The organism is Propionispira arboris (genome assembly GCF_900109225.1).
Lineage (GTDB): Bacteria > Bacillota > Negativicutes > Selenomonadales > Selenomonadaceae > Propionispira > Propionispira arboris.
Window position 1 is genome coordinate 100,270 of the sequence record NZ_FNZK01000005.1, and the last position, 16,594, is coordinate 116,863.

Sequence of the window (16,594 nt, forward strand, 5' to 3'; positions counted from 1 at the left end):
TGAGCATAAAAAAATAGTTGTGGTTCAAGTGGATTTTAGCGAATCTGCTGCAGATTATGCAAATTTTTAAGTCGGTTAGAAAAGAATGGCTCTTTGTTAAAATACTCTTGTTGTAAATGAAACGATATAATAGTAGAATGGCAATAAAGATAAAAGTTAGTGGGGGATAAAGATGAAAATTGATTCTAAAGATTTTCGTGTTCCCAAAAACGCGAAAATTAAATTAAAAAAATGGCCAACTAAAGTTAAACCGTGCTTTGAGTCCAAAGAAGAGTATCAGAATATTTTGGAAAATCATGTCCATGAATTGAGCGATTGGCAGCGGTTGTTGGAGTCAGACCATCACTATTCTTTGCTGCTGATTTTTCAAGGAATGGATACTGCTGGTAAAGATGGTGCAATTCGACATGTGATGTCGGGTGTAAATCCGCAGGGCTGTCAGGTATATAGTTTCAAAAGCCCTAGTGCGGTAGAACTGGGGCATGATTTTCTTTGGCGAACCACCTGCCAGCTACCAGAACGCGGGCGAATTGGCATTTTCAATCGTTCTTATTATGAAGAGGTGCTTATTGTCCGTGTCCACCCCGATATTCTCGCCGGTGAGAATCTGCCTGAAGAAGCTTTGGATAAAAAAAATATTTGGAAGAACCGTTATCGCTCTATTGTTAATCTGGAAAAGCATTTGCATTGTAATGGTACGAGGGTCATCAAATTTTTTCTGCATCTTTCTAAAGATGAGCAGCGTAAACGTTTTTTAGAACGAATTGATGATCCCGATAAAAATTGGAAACTGACTCGTGACGATATTGAAGAACGTCAATATTGGGATGATTATATGGAAGCCTATGAGGAGTGCTTGGGGGCGACGAGTACGAAGGAGTCGCCGTGGTATATTGTACCAGCGGATGATAAGGAAAATAGCCGATTAATCATTTCAACGATTATACTGGATACGTTGAATAAAATGAAACTGAGTTATCCGGAAACAGATGCTAAACGTCGTGAGGAACTGCAAGTGATTCGTAAGTCGCTTACTGAATAAATAGTAATACATCTCTTTTATCTACTGAAATAGCGAAACCAACTTATTGAATATGGGAATAAACCAGCAAAAATGAATTAGAAAAATAAAATTTATATGAATTTTAGCGGATAAAGCAAAAAAATAATCGTTCAACTTAAAAGGAGTTGACGATTATTTTTTATTTTATTAGAACGAGTTATTTGTTTTCATGAACAGACCTATTGTTAAGCAGAAGCCGAGTGTAATAATACAAATTCGCAAGGCTTTTTCATTTACCTTTTGTAAGGCAAATGCTCCGACTTGACCGCCTGCAATTGCAGCAATCCCTGCAACGGCGACTTGTGTCCACGCAACCTCATTAGAGAATAAAAAAATAAAGACAGCTGAAGCATTCATGACACCAGCTAATACATTTTTTGTGGCACCAGCTTTTCGTACAGCCAAACCAGCAATGGTTAAGGCCGCTAACATTAATATTCCAATGCCGCCGCCAAAATAACCACCGTAAATTGAGATGACAATTTGACTAAGAATTGTTTTATTGCGACTTAATGTCTTGGAATTTTCATCGATTTTACGAAAAAAACTGCCCCATAAAAAAACCAGGGTAGCAAATAAAACGAGCCACGGCACAAGTGCTTCGAACAAAGAAATTGGTGTTGCCAATAATAAAATTGCACCGATGATTCCACCGAGTAAACTGATAATAAATAAAGCTTTAAAAGATAATTGCGGTAAATCGGAAACATTTTTGCGTCCGGCAAATCCTGTGGTGATTTGTCCGGGAAAAAGTGCAACGGTGGATGTAATATTGGCTGCACGGGCATCAAGTCCGGTAAACATCAAAGCTGGAAGGGTAAGAAATGATCCACCGCCAGCTAATGCATTTTGAATTCCAGCAAAAAATGCAACAATAAAAAGAATGATTAAAGTCATCATCTGTAAAATACCACCTGTTCGTACAAAACATAATCTCATGGTTTATATTACAGGAACTTGAAATCCTTGTCTAGCATATTCTAAGAATCAATAAATTATCATAAAACTATTTAAGATTGATTAAGAAGCCGCTGCTTCGATACTTTTATTATACTTTTCGAGTTCAAGAATGGCTTCACGAATCATGGCTTGTGTGATTTTATAGGGAACATGAACAAGATCATTTGTTTCACTGGCTTTTTGGATGAGTGCTTCTAAATCTGTTTGCTTAAGGATATCAAGATCGGCTAATTTTGTTGGTAATCCTATACTTTTATTGAAGTTAAAAATGCGATCTCTTTCTTTTGCTTGCTGATCAAGCGTAAGTAACACAAGCACGCCATAGGATACAATTTCACCGTGTAGATGTTTTTCTGCAGCTTTTCCTAAACTGGTTACGCCATAGTAGACGGCGTGTGCCAATGAACTATTATAATCATTATCTACCAGATTCGAAACCAGACCTGTACTTATGATAATCGATAAAACGGTTTGTTCAAGTTCAGGACTTGGTGTATTGGCTATGCAGTCACGCATGGCTTTTTTCCCATATTTTACAAGTGGATCAACGCTTAAACTGCTTATGTTTATGCCAAGGGCATTGAAGTGTTCAAGTTCATCGCCGCGAGAGGAAAAAGTTGATTCATAATGCTTGGCTAATGTATCACCGATACCAGCCCATAGATATAAGTCTGGTGCTTCGGCGATGATTTTTGTTGAGATGAAAATATGTTTAGCAGGAATATTAGATAAATAAAGACCGCGAAATTCACCGTTTGGATAGTATTGAACTGCTACACCGGTACAGGCTGCACACGTACTGGCTATTGTTGGAAAAGTGAAAAATGGTTTTTCCAAGTCATGGGCGGTCATTTTGCAGGTATCAATCGCTCGTCCACCACCAATACCAAAAAGCATATCAGCATTTTGGATCGACGAATTTTGTTTAAGCATTTCGACATTTTCGGGTGTTGAATCACCACCATACCAAATGATATCCAGTATTTCAAGTCCTGATCCCGTAAGGGCAGCTTTAATTTCATTTTGCACCTTATGTAAGGCGGTTTTGCCACCGATAATAGCGATTTTTTTACCGTAAGGACGACATATTTCAGGTATTTTTGTATAAGAATCGACTCCGACTGTGTAATTTGGAAACATAACATGATAACTCATAGTGATAACCTCCATTGTAATGTAATGCTTGTCTCTTTGAAAAGGATATTGATATATAGTATACAACTTTACACAATATAAAACAATATGGATATGACAAAAAATGGATTATAAAAAAGACTAGTTTCTTATAGACAGTTTTTCATCAATATAGTACACTAAAGTTAACTTTATAGTTTGTTAGGCAATGAAGCCCTATAATTTACAGAAAATCACTGTGAATGATAGGGCTTTTTCTATGTGTTGGAGATGATGAAATGGAAGATCAGGCAAGGATACGCAAGCTGTGTTTAGAATATACGGCACTGCTAGACACGGATATTTGCCAATTAGAAGCCTTGGGAAAGCAATTATTAATGATCGCAACGCTGAATGATACGGATATTTTTATTGATGCACCGTTAGAAGAAGGCAGTGCTAGTATTGTTTTAGCCTGGGCTCATGCCGATACACTGTCGTCCTTATATAAAAAAAGTGTTGTTGGTGAAATTGCCTACGCAGAATGTGAACCAGCGGTTTATCGAGCAGCTTTATTCGGGGAAAAAAGTACAAATGTGCGTGGCCTGAGTCAGGAGGGGGTACCCATTGCCCAGACCGTGGTTCCAATTCAAAATGCCAAAGGGGAAATTATTGGTGCTTTAATTATGGAAAAAGATATTTCGGCAAAAATAGAGCAGGAAAAACAGGTCGAGTTTTTGACACAGACAGCAGATCATTTAAGTCAGACATTGATGTCGTTAGCGAAAACTGGCTGTGGATGGGATGACTGGAATGTTGGCGGTATTTTTGTTTTAAATCCTGAGGGGAATATAACGTATGCAAATCGACAGGGAAGTGTGATTGCAAGAAATTTGTGGCAAGGCGATGTTATGCAGAAAAATTTACAGAAATTTTTAGGCTACCAGTCGTTGACTTCCCTGGTGGAAGATTTGTGGGACACAAAAAATATGCAATATGGATCAGCAAGTTATATTTTTCGTGCCTATTCACTTATTTCTCAGGGAATTCTAAGTGGCTGTGTTGTGTCCGTTCAGGATGTAACGGAACTTCGTGAAAAAGAACGTCGTATTGATATGCAGTCTGTCATTATTGAAGAAATTAATCATCGAGTCAAAAACACTCTGCAAAATGTAATTTCTTTGTTGTATATGCAAATGCGGCGAACCGGAGAGGAAAAAGTTAAGGAAGAATTTTTGGCATGTATTAATCGTATTTTATCGATTGCTAAAGTTTATGAAGTTTTTACGTATCAGGCAAAAGATGTAGTCAATTTAAAAGAACTAGCCGGATATATTATGGAAAAAATCATCGAGAGTGGTACTTTGCCAGAACAACAAGTAAAAACGAACGTGCTGGGGTCGACCGTGTTTCTTCAGGCGAAGCAGGCTGTTCCCATTGCCTTGGTCCTAAATGAACTCTTATCTAATGCTGTAAAACATGGCTTGAAAAATTGTGTACATAGTGGTGAAGTAAATATTACAATCAGCGAAGATTCAGGTATGGTTATGATTCGTATTGAAAACAATGGGGACGAAATAAAAGAAAAAGAGACAAAGAAAGAACGGAAAAAATTAGGACTTTATTTGGTGAAGCTTTTGATATGTGAACAAATGGGCGGAAAATTTGAACTGATGCAGGAAAAAGGAATTGTTGTGGCAAACATTTTCTTCCCTTTACGTGAACTAACAACGGATAAGGAGGCAAAAGCGGTATGAAGACCTTGTCGATTTTATTGGCCGAAGATGAAATTTTGATTCGCGCGGATATGAAAGAGGCTTTAGAAGAAGCCGGACATATTGTTTGTGCTGAATGTGATAATGGGAAAAAAGCGATTGAACAGGCTAAACAAATGCAGCCAGAATTAGCCATTTTAGATATTATGATGCCCGAATTAAATGGTTTAGAGACAGCTCAAATGATGCATGAACTAAACATTCCCGTTATTATGGTGACAGCAAATAGCCAGGCAAAACTCATTCAACGAGCCGAAAAAGTTCATGTTTATGGTTATATTATCAAACCTGTTTCAGAACAAAATCTTTTAGCCGCGGTGCAGATTGCCTATGCGCGTTGGGCTGAGATGGATTGTACGAGCAATGAATTGCAAAAAATGCAGGCAGCTTTATGTGCGCAAAAAACGATTAGTAAGGCACGATCTTTGATTCAAGATCGTCTGGGGATTTCAGCGCAAGAGGCGCATCGCCGCCTTTCACAGGAAGCCATGAAACGGCAGATGACATTGGCTGCTCTTGCGGAAAAAATTTTACAGCAAATGACTTGCAAAAACAAATAGGATGATGTAAGATAAGAATGAAATCAGAAATATTTGGTTTTACAATGGAATAATAGGCAATAACGCCCAATAGATCGTCAGGTTTTCTGACTTTTATTTGGGCGTTTTTTTTATTCTATTGGACGTTGTGACCGGAAAAATAAAGTCATGGATAATCTAAAAAAATTAAAGGCAATGAAGCCTGACAGTAACTGTAGTTTAGTATGCAGTCTGTCAGGCTTTTTTATTGCAAAAAGGGAGGAAATATTTATGGAAGTTAGTAAAAGTGTAGCTTTAGAGGCAACCCCAGAAGAAGCAAGTCTATCGAGAGTTTTGAAACCAATCCATTTATGGGCATTGACCGTTGGTCTCGTTATTTCTGGTAATTATTTTGGCTGGAGTTATGGTTTTGCCGCAGGTGGAGTTATGGGATTAGCGCTGGCACTGGTTCCCGTTACAATTTTTTATGTGACCTTTATTTTATCTTATTCGGAACTTGCTACAGCGATTCCACATGCCGGTGGTCCGTCTGCCTATGCACGGCGAGCTTTGGGGAAATTTGGTGGTTATATGAATGGCATCAGCTGTCTGATTGAATTTGTATTTGCACCACCAGCAATCGCCCTTGCTGTAGGTGGTTATGTTCATGCAATGGTACCGGGCATCGATGTTATGGCAGCAACCGTTGCAGCATTTTTGTTTTTTATCTTTTTAAATTATCTAGGTATGAAAGTTTCTGCGACATTTGAACTAACCGTAACGATTATTGCTTTAGTCGGACTTGTTATATATTGGATATTGGCGCTGCCTCATTTTGAACTTTCTCGGGTTATGGTGGAACCATATTTTCCAAATGGATTTCAAGGCGTTATGGCAGCGGTACCTTTTGCCATATGGTTTTATTTAGCAATTGAAGGTGGAGCCATGAATGCTGAAGAAATGGTAAATCCGCAAAAAGACATTTCAAAAGGTTTTTTAACGGGGATGGGAAGCCTCATGGTTATGGCTTTTTTAACTTTATTCCTTACTGCTGGAATTGCCGATACGAACTTGATTGATTCTGTTGATTTCCCTTTGCCACTTGCATTGAGTGCGGTTTTTGGTGATGGATCTTTTCCTGTTTTACTTATGAGTGGTGTTGGCTTATTTGGTTTAGTAGCTTCACTGCATGGCATTATTTTAGGGTACTCACGTCAAACTTATGCAATGGCACGCACGGGTTATTTACCAAAATTTTTGGCTAAGTTAGATAAAAAACATCATACCCCAGTGTGGTCCTTGATTTTACCAGGTTTAATTTGTTTAGGAACGGCTTTGACAGGACTTACGGATGTTGTTATTACGATTTCAGCTTTTGGTTCGGTTGTTATGTACATTATCAGTTTAACGAGTTTGTTCGTTCTGCGTAAAAAAGAACCAGAATTAAAACGGCCATTTCGGGTATATTATCCGATTGTACCAATCATTAGTATACTAATGGCTGTCTTTTGCTTAGTTAGTTTATTGATTGCATCTAGTGATGTATTGCCTTATGTACTCGGCATTTATGTAGTGGCTATTCTTTATTATTTTATTTGGGGGAATAAAAATATTCGACCATTTGAAGAAGAATTTGGCGTTTTAGATGAGCTTGATCAATAATTTGTGAGGCGAAAAATAGAAAATAAGAATGAGTTAAGGCAGATGTGCTATAACGTGGGCATATCTGCTAAATTCATACACACGAGGTTTATCTAATATGAGACAGGAAATTTTGAGCGTAGGAATTGATTTGGGAACGACAACATCGCAAGTGATTTTCAGCCGAATTGCAATTGAAAGCTTGGCTTTGACAGCGATTCCCGAAGTTAAAATCACCGATAAAACGATTATCTATCGAAGTGAAATTTATTTTACACCTATGAAAAATATCGGGGTAATTGATGTCGAGCAGTTGAAGCAAATCATTCTTGCCGAATATGAAATGGCGGGAATACGTAAAGAAGATATTGTTACAGGGGCAATTATTATTACGGGTGAAACAGCTCGTAAAGAGAATGCGGCGGATGTACTTAATGTTCTGTCTGATTTCGCTGGAGATTTTGTCGTAGCAACAGCCGGACCGGATTTAGAGTCAGTTTTAGCTGGCTATGGAGCTGGCGCAGCTGGGTTGTCAGAGCAGTTGCCGGAAAAAATAATTAATTTTGATATCGGTGGTGGAACAACAAATGCTGTGGTATTTGTTGGCGGACAAGTTCTCGATGCTTTTGCGTTAGATATTGGTGGTCGACTGATTTGTTTGGACGAACAACATCGGATCACGTATATATCAGAAAAAATTAAAGCCTTGATTCAAACATTAGGTTTAGTACTGGCAATTGGCGCACGGGCAGATTTATTGGAATTGGTCAAATTGACAGATGCTTTCGCTAGGATGTTTTTGCAAATCTCTTTAGGGGAAATATTGGATGAGGAAACAAAAGACCTTTTTATTGAACATTTACATCAAGGCTGGCAACTGCAAAATCTGATGTTTTCCGGTGGTGTAGCAGAATTTATTTATAATGAACATGAAATAAAAACGTTAGAAGACGTCAATCTCTTTGGTGATATTGGACCGTTACTGGGGTGGTCCATTCGGAAACATTTGAAAAATATGCCGCTTACGCTGCACGTGGCGAAAGAAAAAATACGTGCTACGGTTATAGGGGCAGGAAGTTATTCCTTACATATCAGTGGAAGTACGGTACTATTTGATGATACGATCGTGCCGCTTAAAAATTTACCTGTATTAAAAATTAAAAATATCAAGTCAATGCAAGAAGAAATTATAAATAAGCGCTGCTTGTTTCCGGGGCAAATGATTGCGATTGCTTTTGCTGGAGCGGCGGCGCCCACATATTTTCAAATTAAGGAAATGGCGACAGCTATTATTGCTGGCTTACAAGGGGCTGAACAACCATTTATTGTAGTCGTTGAACATGACTTTGCGAAAGCTTTGGGGCAAACCCTGCAACGTTTAGCTGGGAATAAAAGCGTGATTTGTTTAGATTGCATTAAGACCGAAATGGGTGATTACATTGATATTGGTAAGTCTGTGGCCAATGTGGTGCCCGTGGTAGTTAAAACGTTGTTGTTTAAAAATTGAAAATTGTAATGGTGATAGATAGAATGTGTTTGAGAGCACAAGGAGGCAGGCGGCAAAATGAAGTTGAAAACAAGCTTATTTGGAAACGTGTATTCGTTTCGCGATGTGAAAGATGTGCTGGCTAAAGCAAATGAAGAAAAATCTGGTGATGTGCTGGCAGGTATTGCGGCACAAAATACAGTTGAGCGCGTTGCGGCAAAAGTGGTTTTGGCGGATATGACGTTGGAGAATCTGAGGAAAAATCCTGTTGTTCCCTATGAAATAGATGATGTTACCCGAGCAGATCAGGACGCACTGGATATAGAGGTCTTTCAAAAAATAAAGTCATTAACCGTAGGGGAGTTTCGTGAGTTTTTACTCAGTGCTGACGAAGCCGATATAGCGGCAATACGTCCCGGACTTACGGCAGAAATGATCGCAGGCGTTGCAAAACTTATGAGCAATATGGATCTTGTTTGTGCATCTGCTAAAATGCATGTCACAGCAACCTGTAATACAACCATTGGGCGAGCGGGAACTTTATCGGCTCGTTTACAGCCAAATCATGCTACGGATAATATATCTGGCATCATGGCTTCCCTAATGGAAGGTCTAAGTTATGGTGTGGGCGATGCAGTCATTGGGTTAAATCCAGCGGTTGACTCTATTGGCAGCGTAGCTGCCGTACTAACCGAGTTTAAAAATTTCATGAATAAATGGAAAATCCCAACACAAAACTGCGTGTTGTCGCACGTCACGACGCAGATGAAAATTTTAGAAAAAAATGCAGCACCAATGGATCTGATGTTTCAAAGTTTGGCGGGTTCGGAAATTGCCAGCAGGGCTTTTGGCATCAATGTTAAACTCATGGATGAAGCTTATGCGATGATGAAAGAGCGGAAAAGTTCATTGGGACCTAATTTCATGTACTTTGAAACAGGTCAGGGGTCTGAACTTTCATCCGATGGACATCATGGAGCCGATCAATTAGTTATGGAGGCACGCTGTTATGCGTTTGCAAAACGCTATAATCCTTTTCTTGTAAATACAGTAGTTGGGTTTATTGGTCCGGAATATCTTTATGATGGGCGTCAGATGATTCGGGCGGGACTTGAAGATCATTTTATGGGAAAACTTACTGGTCTGTCGATGGGGGTTGATGTATGTTATACAAACCATATGAAGGCAGATCAGAACGACTTAGAGAATTTAGCAATGATGCTGACTTTGGCCGATTGCAATTATATTATGGGAATACCGGGAGGTGATGATGTTATGCTCATGTATCAGACGACGAGTTATCATGATGCAGCAGCTTTGAGAAAAATCGGACACAAAAAAACGATTGCAGAATTTGATCAACGTATGGAAGAATTGGGTATCTTTAAAAATGGTCAATTGACCGAAAAAGCTGGAGATCCATCTATATTCATGGTGTAATATGGATTGCAATAAACGAAAAATATGCTCATACTTTGAGCACCAGAAAGGTATGATTAAAAATGGAAGAATTCGTTCGAGATATCTCTTTACCGGAAATAAAAGAAAAAGTGTTGGTCGATAAGCCAGTTAGTATGGAGAATTGTCAGCGACTTAAAAAGACAACCAATGCTCGTATTTGTGTGGGAAGAGCCGGCGAACGATTTAAAACGGAAACCTTATTGAAATTTCGTGCGGATCATGCAATTGCAATGGATACCGTATGGTCCTATGTTGATGAAAAAATTGTTGATCGGTTGGGTTTTTATAAAATACAAACAATGGTAAAAGACAAAGAAGAGTATATTCGTCGCCCTGACTTAGGTCGGATTTTTGCACCGGAAACGATGCAGGCAATCAAGAAAGATTGTATTCAGCAGCCCGATGTGCAAATTATTGCTGCAGATGGGTTGAGTGCCTATGCAATTAATGCCAATTTAGAAGATATTTATTCGATTATGCTGGATGGTTTTGTGGAAAAAGGTTATTCGGTGGGGACGCCTATTTTTGTGAAATATAGTAGAGTGGCAACAATGGATAAGATCAGTGAGGCTTTGGGGGCTAAGGTAACCATTCAATTCATTGGTGAACGACCAGGTCTGGCTACCGGTGAAAGTATGAGTGTCTACATGGCTTATGAAGCCAGTTCACAAAAACCGGAATCGCAGCGTACGGTTGTATCCAATATCTATAAAGATGGGATTCCGTCGGTGGAGGCTGGTGCGCAAATTGTTTATCTGACAGAAGTTTTAATGCGGGAAAAGAAAAGCGGTGTCGAGCTTAAAATATAAGAGTTTGAGGTGCTGAAAATGAGTATAGAAGAACGAGCGAATCGGTTGATTGATGAGATGGCCATACCGAAAAATAGTTTGGGGCTGTTGGAGAAACAAACTAAAAAGATTTTTTGCTGCTGGGGGAAAATGCAGACGGAGATACGGCCGCTTCACTTGATTTTTGCAGCCGATAATGGCGTGGTTGTAGAGTCTGTAGTAAAGCAGTCACAAGAAATCACGTATTTGCAGGCAAAAAATATGATTGCTGGCAGAGCGACGATTAGTTGTTTTTGCCAAAGCAACAATATTCCCTATAAGGTAATTGATGTGGGAATTCGTAATAAAAATTCGGTTGGCATTAATCGTAAAGCTGCATATGGAACAAGGAATTTTTTGCAAGAACCAGCGATGTCCGTTGTTGAATTTGCGAAAGCTTTTGCAGCAGGTAAAGAAATGGTTCGTACTGCGAAGCAGGAAAACTATAATTTGCTGTCATTTGGTGAGATGGGAATCGGCAACACGACAACTTCATCCGCAGTGTTGTATGCTTTAACGGATGTACAGCCCGAATTTATTGTTGGTTATGGCGCCAATAAAAAAAATCCAGAAGTGATTAAACGAAAATGCGAAGTCATTGCGAAAGGGGTGCGTCTTCACCGTGATGAAATGCACACGGTTGAAGATTTGATCCGATTTGTTGGCGGCTTTGATATTGCAGCACTTTGTGGAGCTATGATAGAATGTCGGCAGCAAAATATGCCATTTGTATTAGATGGATTTATTACAGCTGTAGCTTTTGCCTGTGCGGTACAAATGGATGCAAGCGTTGCAGATTTTGGTATTGCTTCCCATTTGTCACGCGAACCGGGAATGTTTTATGCTTTGGCTCTGGGGGGGATTGAATCAGACGATGTTCCCATTCGTGCAGACTTAGCCTTAGGTGAAGGAACGGGGGCTGTTTTATTTCTCGTAATGTTAAAAACGATGATGGATGCAGTTTGGCATGTGGCTAAAATGGCGGAACTTGAAGAGCAGGTTGGCAAAACTGTTGGCGAAGCATTATAAAATAGAAGCAGGTGAAAAAATGAAGGCATGTATCTTAATGATTCAATTTTTTACAAGAATCCCTATCTATACACAGCTTACGGTTAAAATAGAAGATTTTCCACGCAGTATTTGTTATTTACCGATTGTTGGTCTTTTATTGGGGCTATTGAATGTTATATTTTTTGCTTTAGCTTATCAGGTATTTGCCCAAAACGTGGCTATAACTTTAGTACTGATTTCAAACGTTTGCCTGACGGGAGCTTTTCATCTCGATGGTCTTGCGGATACCTGCGACGGAATATTTTCTGGTCGCAGCCGAGAACGCATTTTAGAAATCATGCATGACAGCCGAATTGGAACAAATGGAGCTGTAGCAGTTGGTCTGGATTTTCTCTTGCGTTTTGCCTGTCTGAGTTCGTTGGATCTGCAGCAAACGATTCTGGTTTTGCTTTCTGCACCGATACTGTCAAGGTCTTTGAATCCAATTCTTATGCGAGCGAAATATGCACGAGAAGAAGGACTGGGCAATTTGTTTATCGGCAAGATCGAACCTATAAATCTTTATAAAAGCTTGTTCTTGGGGGGCTTCTTTGTTGTAGTCCTGAATGGGATTCTTTGTGGCAGTATACTTTATTTCGCCAGTCTAGGCTTTGTTTTTTGCTACAAGTGGTATATAGTACGGTTACTAGACGGCATGACGGGTGATACACTTGGTGCTGGTAATGAACTTGGTGAAATTGTGGTCATGCTTCTTTTTTCAGGTCTTGTAAGACAGGGGCTGTTATCATGAATATCTATGTAGTTCGCCATGGAGAAACAGAATATAATCGACGCAAGGTATATTTCGGTTGGTCGGATATTTGTCTGAATGAAACAGGCCGTAAGCAATGTATAACATTAAAAGAAGAATTGACCTATGTTAAATTTGATGAAATATGGGCAAGTCCATCCATACGAACAATGGAAACAGCCAAAATCATTACGAGAGGGCAGGCACTAAAAATAGAGGATCGCTTTCGTGAATTGAATTTTGGTGAATGGGAGGGCTTGCATTATTTGACGATTGAAAAACAATATCCTGTAGAATGGAAAGCTTGGGGCGATGATTGGCAGCATTACTGTCTGCCGGGCGGTGAAAGTTTTATGGATTTTTATGAGCGGGTGAAAAATGCCTGGAATGAGCTAAAAAGCCAAGTTGTAAGACAAAAAGAAATAAAAAATGTTTTATTAACGGTTCATGGTGGAACCTTGAAAGTCATCACTCTTCTTGAAAAAAAGCTTCCGTTGAAAGCTTATTGGCAGATAAAATTTCCGCTGGCAACATATGATATATTTAAGATAGAGTAAGAGCCTTTTTTGCAATGTAAGTTTGGTATCCTTGGCGCAAATCATCCGTCAAAATTCAGCAGCTTTCCATATTAAGCAATTCATCGGGCTGGTGCTTGACAAAGTTACCTATAACTGGTAATATAGTCAACGTAGTCAGTGAACTGATTATGCCTTAATGCAAAAAATGTTTATAACATTAAAAAATCATTTTTACGACTCACTAGCTCAACTGGCAGAGCAACTGACTCTTAATCAGTAGGTTCGGGGTTCGATTCCCCGGTGTGTCACCAAATTAATAATTCAAGGTTCTCTCCTTCGGGAAGAGCCTTTTTTCGTTTTCAGGGATTTTTGCGGGTGGTTAAGGCGCATTCTACAAAGTGTAATACCTAAATGGTTTTTAAATCTATATTTTGAATTTATTAGGGTGGAAATTGACAACAAAGGTTATAGACAATATAAAAATATAATAGCAGGAAAAGTGGCACCAGCATTATGTTGATGCCACTTTTCGTTTATAGTAGACGTAACGAATTTTTTAGGGGGACAAGAAGAACCATGGGGATGTATCTTTTTTGTCAATAAAAGGCTTATACTATAAGAAAAAGAATCCGGTTTGATGTGGAGAGGGGTTGGCTTCACAACCGATAAACATGAAGAGGAAAAAAAGTACCTGTAATTGTGGTTGCGAACATTCAAAAAAAATTGACGGGTAGCACAAATAAATGCAGTAAAGAACAGATTGAGGGCTCCGTAAATAAATTTTATCAAATTACTAGGGGATGATAGTATGATTACCACAACGCCAAGTTCGTCAGGATTAGTCATTCGATCAATTTCACTTTGGCAATTATTCTGGATTTATCTTAAAATCGGTCTGACAGGTTTTGGACCAGCACTTGCTGGCGAAACAAAAAAACACTTGGTAACCAGACTAAAGTGGCTTAGTGAGGATGATTTTGTCAATGGGTTGGCATTAGCGCAGCTTCTTCCTGGAGCCACCTGGGTATCTCTTACGGTTTATGTTGGCTATAAAATACGAGGTATAGTCGGGGCGTTGACTTGCTTTTTTTCTTTTATTTTACCACCATTTAGTATTATGCTGTTGTTTTCTTATATATATTTTACCTATGGTTCAGTAGCGGGGGTTAGTATCTTGTTTAAGGGTATGGCTGTAGTAGTTGTTGGTCTTGTTGCACACGCAGTCATCGAAATTGGTAAATCGGCTATAATGGACTGTAAAGGAATAGTTATTGCATTAGCTTCGGTTGGCATTATGTTATATCGCACTAATATTTTTATACTGTTATTTTTCGCAGCGCTCACTGGTATCCTGCTTTACTATCACTCTCTAAAGCAACAGGACATGACTGCTCTAGGGAGAAATCTACACAAAAATGCAGGTGTAGTGAATATTCCCATTAAAAAGATTATGCTGCTTGCTATTGTGTTAGTGGCTATAGCTTTTGCTGCTTCAGAACAACCTATTTTATTGCAACTTGGCTCGGTGTTTTTTCGCATGGGAGCACTGTTATTTGGTGGTGGCTTTTCCATGATTCCTTTTATTCAGCAGGAAGTTGTGTCACACTATCATTGGTTAACGCTCGATGAATTTCTGGTTGGCATCGCACTGGGACAAGTTACTCCGGGACCGATCCTCATTACAGCGACATTTGTCGGATATAAAGTGGCTAATGTCAGTGGGGCTATTGCAGCGACATTGGGAATTTTTTCACCGTCTTTATTTTTAGTTATAGTGACGGCGGAAGTTCATCAAAAAATCAGAAATAATATCTGGGTGAAATCCGCCATCAAAGGAATCGCCGCAGCTTTTGTGGGCATGATGTTGGTTGTGGCTATAGACCTGGCGCGGTATTCTTTGGTTAACATATTGTCAATCGTTATTGCTTTGGCGGCTTTCGGGACGTTACGGCTCGGCAAGCTAGATACAGTTTGGGTGGTCATCAGCGGGACGATGATTTATTGGCTCTTGAGTATGTATTATTGCTGAAATCATTGCAGCATTTCTATCTTTATTGCATGTTGAAAATTTCATCATGCAAGTATAAAATTCTATACCTGACTATGTTTTGAATTTTTGTATAAATGAGTTGCTAACAAATTTTATAAGTAGTACAATTCATACTAAGTGATAACGATGTAAAACAAGAGGTGAGTATATGCTTACTAATTTCAGTAGAACCTGCGAACTAGCTGACGGACAAGAATCTGAATACCTCAAGCTTTTGTATTATGACCTTTCCCCAATGAATGCTGATTATAAAACATATGAATCCCATAGACTTTGTACCATCCTGGCTGGCTCGAAGCATATTTCTGTTAATGGGGATTTGAATTTCACTTATTATCCTGGACAATTTATATTGCTGCCACCTTATTCAAAAGTTCAAATGAAAATTGATACTTCGACAAAAGCACTGGTTTTTGTGTTGAGCAAGGAACTACTTAAAAAAGTAACTGAGAAAATAAGTATTGATCTAAATACCGATTATGATTTGCTAGCTGAAAGCAGATTCTTTCACGGTGATATCACGAATGAAATGGGGATCTGTCTGAACAAGTTTCCCGGTATTGCTACAATTTATAATAAAAACAAAGAATTCCTACTTGATCTTTACGCGCAGGAATTGATTTATTATTTAGTAAAAATAAAAGGTGTCCAACAGGTGATTAACCTTGAACATGATAATCCTATATATAAGGCAATCAAATATATTCAGAATAACATTAAACATCCGATCAGTATTAATCAGCTAGCACATGATTTGAATATGTCGGAGAGTAATTTTTCTAATTCATTCAAAAAAATCATGAATATTACACCTAGTGAATATATTAGAAATCTTAAGCTTATTACAGCAAAAGAAATGCTGAAAACTCAAAATGTTACGGAAGTGGCATATAATTTAGGTTATGATAATATTTCACACTTTATAGCAATTTTTAAGAATAAATATGGCATCACACCAAAACAGTATCAAAGCATTGGTGTTGGACCCGTAATTTTTAAAACTTGAGGCAGAGGCACTCCTGGTAATATACTTAGGTTTTGCATCAAAATTTTTAGATAGATTATTACACAAAATCGCCCGAAAAATTCGTGAGATCACGTTTTTAGGACGATTTTTTTTATTAGAAACTAATTTTACAGATTATCGCAAAATGAATCAACAAATTCTCGGCAATTGATCATTCATGAGCATACCTGGAAATCGACTTTCACTTTTCTGCGGTCATACTATAGCAAAGTTTTTGCGGGTATTTTAACCAAGGCCATATAAATACAACTTTAATAAAAATAGGGCTATATTTCAAAAGATATCGTTAGATTTCTACATAGAAACCATTGTAATATAAGTATAGTCGAAATATTCAAAGAAATAGATAGTTAA

Annotated in this window: 14 protein-coding genes and 1 tRNA gene; 13 read left to right on the forward strand and 2 right to left on the reverse strand. The window is 38.5% G+C overall.

All coding sequences use genetic code 11. The annotated features are described in order from the left end of the window. Positions 1–172: 172 nt before the first annotated feature. Entirely contained in the window at positions 173–1,042 is an 870-nt protein-coding gene (locus BMY14_RS06515; protein WP_091830262.1) for an ADP-polyphosphate phosphotransferase, read from the forward strand. 168 nt (positions 1,043–1,210) lie between these two features. Here the strand turns inward: BMY14_RS06515 and BMY14_RS06520 are convergent, their stop codons facing one another. Together BMY14_RS06520 and BMY14_RS06525 are read right to left on the reverse strand one after the other, a co-directional pair. Further along, positions 1,211–1,963, reverse strand: coding sequence for a sulfite exporter TauE/SafE family protein (locus BMY14_RS06520; protein ID WP_091830264.1), 753 nt, complete (start codon positions 1,961–1,963; stop codon positions 1,211–1,213). Between the two features lie 120 nt (positions 1,964–2,083). Continuing rightward, on the reverse strand, positions 2,084–3,178 hold the full coding sequence (locus BMY14_RS06525) for an iron-containing alcohol dehydrogenase family protein (protein WP_091830266.1): 1,095 nt from the start codon (positions 3,176–3,178) through the stop codon (positions 2,084–2,086). A gap of 257 nt (positions 3,179–3,435) precedes the next feature. Between BMY14_RS06525 and BMY14_RS06530 the strand changes: the two genes are divergently transcribed. From BMY14_RS06530 to BMY14_RS06585, 12 genes are all read left to right on the forward strand, one after another. Beyond that, positions 3,436–4,893: a sensor histidine kinase gene (locus BMY14_RS06530; RefSeq protein ID WP_091830268.1), complete on the forward strand. Its 1,458-nt coding sequence runs from the start codon at positions 3,436–3,438 to the stop codon at positions 4,891–4,893. Further along, on the forward strand, positions 4,890–5,471 hold the full coding sequence (locus BMY14_RS06535; protein WP_091830270.1) for an ANTAR domain-containing response regulator: 582 nt from the start codon (positions 4,890–4,892) through the stop codon (positions 5,469–5,471). Before BMY14_RS06530 ends, BMY14_RS06535 begins: the two co-directional genes overlap by 4 nt. 249 nt (positions 5,472–5,720) lie before the next feature. After that, complete coding sequence (gene eat, locus BMY14_RS06540; protein ID WP_019555389.1) at positions 5,721–7,091, forward strand: ethanolamine permease; 1,371 nt, start codon at positions 5,721–5,723, stop codon at positions 7,089–7,091. A 97-nt stretch (positions 7,092–7,188) separates the two neighbouring features. Beyond that, the gene (locus tag BMY14_RS06545) at positions 7,189–8,577 is read left to right on the forward strand and encodes an ethanolamine ammonia-lyase reactivating factor EutA (protein ID WP_091830272.1); all 1,389 of its coding nucleotides are present in this window, start codon (positions 7,189–7,191) and stop codon (positions 8,575–8,577) included. A 57-nt stretch (positions 8,578–8,634) separates the two neighbouring features. Continuing rightward, positions 8,635–9,996, forward strand: coding sequence for an ethanolamine ammonia-lyase subunit EutB (locus tag BMY14_RS06550; RefSeq protein WP_091830274.1), 1,362 nt, complete (start codon positions 8,635–8,637; stop codon positions 9,994–9,996). Positions 9,997–10,058: 62 nt separating this feature from the next. After that, complete coding sequence (eutC, locus tag BMY14_RS06555) at positions 10,059–10,826, forward strand: ethanolamine ammonia-lyase subunit EutC (protein ID WP_091830276.1); 768 nt, start codon at positions 10,059–10,061, stop codon at positions 10,824–10,826. Between the two features lie 18 nt (positions 10,827–10,844). Continuing rightward, the gene (locus tag BMY14_RS06560; protein ID WP_091830278.1) at positions 10,845–11,873 is read left to right on the forward strand and encodes a nicotinate-nucleotide--dimethylbenzimidazole phosphoribosyltransferase; all 1,029 of its coding nucleotides are present in this window, start codon (positions 10,845–10,847) and stop codon (positions 11,871–11,873) included. A 19-nt stretch (positions 11,874–11,892) separates the two neighbouring features. Continuing rightward, positions 11,893–12,645: an adenosylcobinamide-GDP ribazoletransferase gene (gene cobS / locus BMY14_RS06565; RefSeq protein WP_177177503.1), complete on the forward strand. Its 753-nt coding sequence runs from the start codon at positions 11,893–11,895 to the stop codon at positions 12,643–12,645. Continuing rightward, a complete protein-coding gene (gene cobC / locus BMY14_RS06570; RefSeq protein ID WP_091830281.1) occupies positions 12,642–13,202 on the forward strand; it encodes an alpha-ribazole phosphatase in 561 nt (186 codons plus the stop codon). Before cobS ends, cobC begins: the two co-directional genes overlap by 4 nt. Before the next feature lie 196 nt (positions 13,203–13,398). After that, a tRNA-Lys gene (locus BMY14_RS06575) sits at positions 13,399–13,474 on the forward strand. Between the two features lie 497 nt (positions 13,475–13,971). Beyond that, positions 13,972–15,192: a chromate efflux transporter gene (chrA, locus tag BMY14_RS06580; RefSeq protein WP_091830283.1), complete on the forward strand. Its 1,221-nt coding sequence runs from the start codon at positions 13,972–13,974 to the stop codon at positions 15,190–15,192. A 169-nt stretch (positions 15,193–15,361) separates the two neighbouring features. Beyond that, complete coding sequence (locus BMY14_RS06585; protein WP_091830285.1) at positions 15,362–16,219, forward strand: helix-turn-helix transcriptional regulator; 858 nt, start codon at positions 15,362–15,364, stop codon at positions 16,217–16,219. Positions 16,220–16,594 lie beyond the last annotated feature (375 nt).